Origin of the sequence: Aeromonas sp. R2-3 (assembly GCF_040908375.1) — a bacterium.
In the GTDB taxonomy this organism is placed as follows: domain Bacteria; phylum Pseudomonadota; class Gammaproteobacteria; order Enterobacterales; family Aeromonadaceae; genus Aeromonas; species Aeromonas veronii.
In genome coordinates this window covers 1-2546 of the sequence record NZ_JBFODP010000012.1, presented here as the reverse complement: position 1 = coordinate 2546, position 2546 = coordinate 1, and the positions used below count along the sequence as shown (strand labels likewise).

The following is a 2546-nucleotide window of genomic DNA, read 5'->3' as shown; positions in this document are numbered from 1 at the left end:
GTTTACATACAGTCTATCGCTTAGCGGAAAGTTCTTTTACCCTCAGCCGAAATGCCTGCCGTTGCTAGACATTGCCAGCCAGTGCCCGTCACTCCCACTCGATTGTAAACAAGCACACAAAACCCTTTAGTGACAACAATTTGCAAGAACTATCAGGCTCAGTGCCATGAAAAATACCATGACCAGATCATGAGGTTGAACACGGCTTGCGCCGGCAGCGTTCACGCTCCTGGTCGGCGATCTCGCCCGGCTGCAATGCTAGCTCAGCATCGGTCATGCGCTCCAGCACGTCGCGTAGGCGGATGGTGCAAGGAATGGGCGGCAGCTCGAACTCATAGCCGCCGGCGATCATTTCGGCCGCAATCTCCTCGGTGATGAAAAACGGCTCGTCGTCTTGGTTCGGCTTCTTCATGCCCTTTCCTCCTGGCGCTCATCCTGGCCGACAGCGGCCAGGGCATCGGCTTCCGTCAATGCGTCCTCCACGAACGCGCCGTGCTGCTTCGCTTCGGCCTGGCTGACCTCGGCCCATATCCGTTTCACCTGGGCCGCACTGTACCCGGCCAGCTCGGCGGTCTTGTTGATGCTGTAGCCGGACTTGCGCAGCGCGACAACTTGGGCGCGGCGCTTCGGATCAGCACGGCGGCCCTTGTACCGCCCGGCCTGGCGGGCCAACTCAATGCCTTGGCGCTGGCGTTCGCGCCTGTCCTCGTAGTCGTCGCGGGCCATCTGCAAGGCCAGGCGAAAAAGCATGATCTGCACGGCTTCCAGCACGATCTTGGCGACGCCCTGGGCCTCGGCCGCCAGGTCGGATAGATCGACCACGCCAGGGACGGCCAGGCGTGCGCCTTTGGCCTGTATCGAGGCCACCAGGCGCTCGGCCTCGGGCAAAGGTAGGCGGCTGATGCGGTCGATCTTCTCGGCAATGACCACCTCGCCGGGCTGTAGGTCGCCGATCATGCGCAGCAGCTCAGGCCGGTCGGCGCGTGCGCCGGATGCCTTCTCACGGTAGATGCCGGCGACGTAGTAGCCGGCGGCCTTCGCGGCCGTAGTGATCGCCTCTTGGCGTTCCAAGTCCTGCGCGTCGGTGCTGACGCGCAGATAGACCCGCGCCACCATCGGCGCGGCTACTGGCTTCGTCCTGCGCATACTTGCGGGCTCCTTTGGGCATACGCAAAGTGTCCGGTCATGCTACCCCCGGCCAAAAAGGCCGTCATGCGATTTATCTTGGCCGGGTCGTTATTGGCGGGTCTAAATGGCCGCTCCGTGGATCTCATCGCCAGAAATGGCGATGCGAGATCCAGGGCAGGGCGGCCGCCATCGTCAGACCTGGCGATGGTCGACGCCGGCGCGCATCGTCGGATGTGGCGATGCGAGCTCGAGGTCGGTGGCCACCGCCGGCGACCTGGTGCCATCGTCGGCAATGGCGATGCTGCAGCTCGACGTGCGCGGCCTGGTCGTCTCGGCATCGTCGGATGCGGCGATGCTCGAGCGAGGCGAAAAAAAACCGCCTCGGGGTGTCCGAGGCGGCAAGTCTGCATGCGGTTCAGGGAGGAAGAAACCGCGCCGGCGATCAGGGAGGAAAACCGCGCGGCCTGATGTGCAGCTCGGCCACTTTAGCCGGATTTTTCGACTTATCCGATGCGAGCGGCCCGCCGTGGGCGCTGCTCGATCTGCTGTTGCTTTTTCTCGACGTGCTTCTGCTCCTGGTGCTGCTGCTCGTCGCGCGGCACTGTTGCAAAGTTAGCGATGAGGCAGCCTTTTGTCTTATTCAAAGGCCTTACATTTCAAAAACTCTGCTTACCAGGCGCATTTCGCCCAGGGGATCACCATAATAAAATGCTGAGGCCTGGCCTTTGCGTAGTGCACGCATCACCTCAATACCTTTGATGGTGGCGTAAGCCGTCTTCATGGATTTAAATCCCAGCGTGGCGCCGATTATCCGTTTCAGTTTGCCATGATCGCATTCAATCACGTTGTTCCGGTACTTAATCTGTCGGTGTTCAACGTCAGACGGGCACCGGCCTTCGCGTTTGAGCAGAGCAAGCGCGCGACCATAGGCGGGCGCTTTATCCGTGTTGATGAATCGCGGGATCTGCCACTTCTTCACGTTGTTGAGGATTTTACCCAGAAACCGGTATGCAGCTTTGCTGTTACGACGGGAGGAGAGATAAAAATCGACAGTGCGGCCCCGGCTGTCGACGGCCCGGTACAGATACGCCCAGCGGCCATTGACCTTCACGTAGGTTTCATCCATGTGCCACGGGCAAAGATCGGAAGGGTTACGCCAGTACCAGCGCAGCCGTTTTTCCATTTCAGGCGCATAACGCTGAACCCAGCGGTAAATCGTGGAGTGATCGACATTCACTCCGCGTTCAGCCAGCATCTCCTGCAGCTCACGGTAACTGATGCCGTATTTGCAGTACCAGCGTACGGCCCACAGAATGATGTCACGCTGAAAATGCCGGCCTTTGAATGGGTTCATGTGCAGCTCCATCAGCAAAAGGGGATGATAAGTTTATCACCACCGACTATTTGCAACAGTGCCC

Annotated in this window: 4 protein-coding genes; all 4 read right to left on the bottom strand. The window is 59.8% G+C overall.

From position 1 onward, the window contains the following. Positions 1-187: 187 nt before the first annotated feature. Entirely contained in the window at positions 188-412 is a 225-nt protein-coding gene (locus AB5Z02_RS03780; RefSeq protein ID WP_000743213.1) for a hypothetical protein, read from the bottom strand. Beyond that, on the bottom strand, positions 409-1146 hold the full coding sequence (locus AB5Z02_RS03775; protein WP_001366550.1) for a recombinase family protein: 738 nt from the start codon (positions 1144-1146) through the stop codon (positions 409-411). Before AB5Z02_RS03775 ends, AB5Z02_RS03780 begins: the two co-directional genes overlap by 4 nt. A 485-nt stretch (positions 1147-1631) precedes the next feature. Then, on the bottom strand, positions 1632-1772 hold the full coding sequence (locus tag AB5Z02_RS03770) for a hypothetical protein (RefSeq protein ID WP_001044210.1): 141 nt from the start codon (positions 1770-1772) through the stop codon (positions 1632-1634). A gap of 5 nt (positions 1773-1777) precedes the next feature. Then, a complete protein-coding gene (locus AB5Z02_RS03765; protein ID WP_001067855.1) occupies positions 1778-2482 on the bottom strand; it encodes an IS6-like element IS26 family transposase in 705 nt (234 codons plus the stop codon). Between the last annotated feature and the right edge of the window lie 64 nt (positions 2483-2546).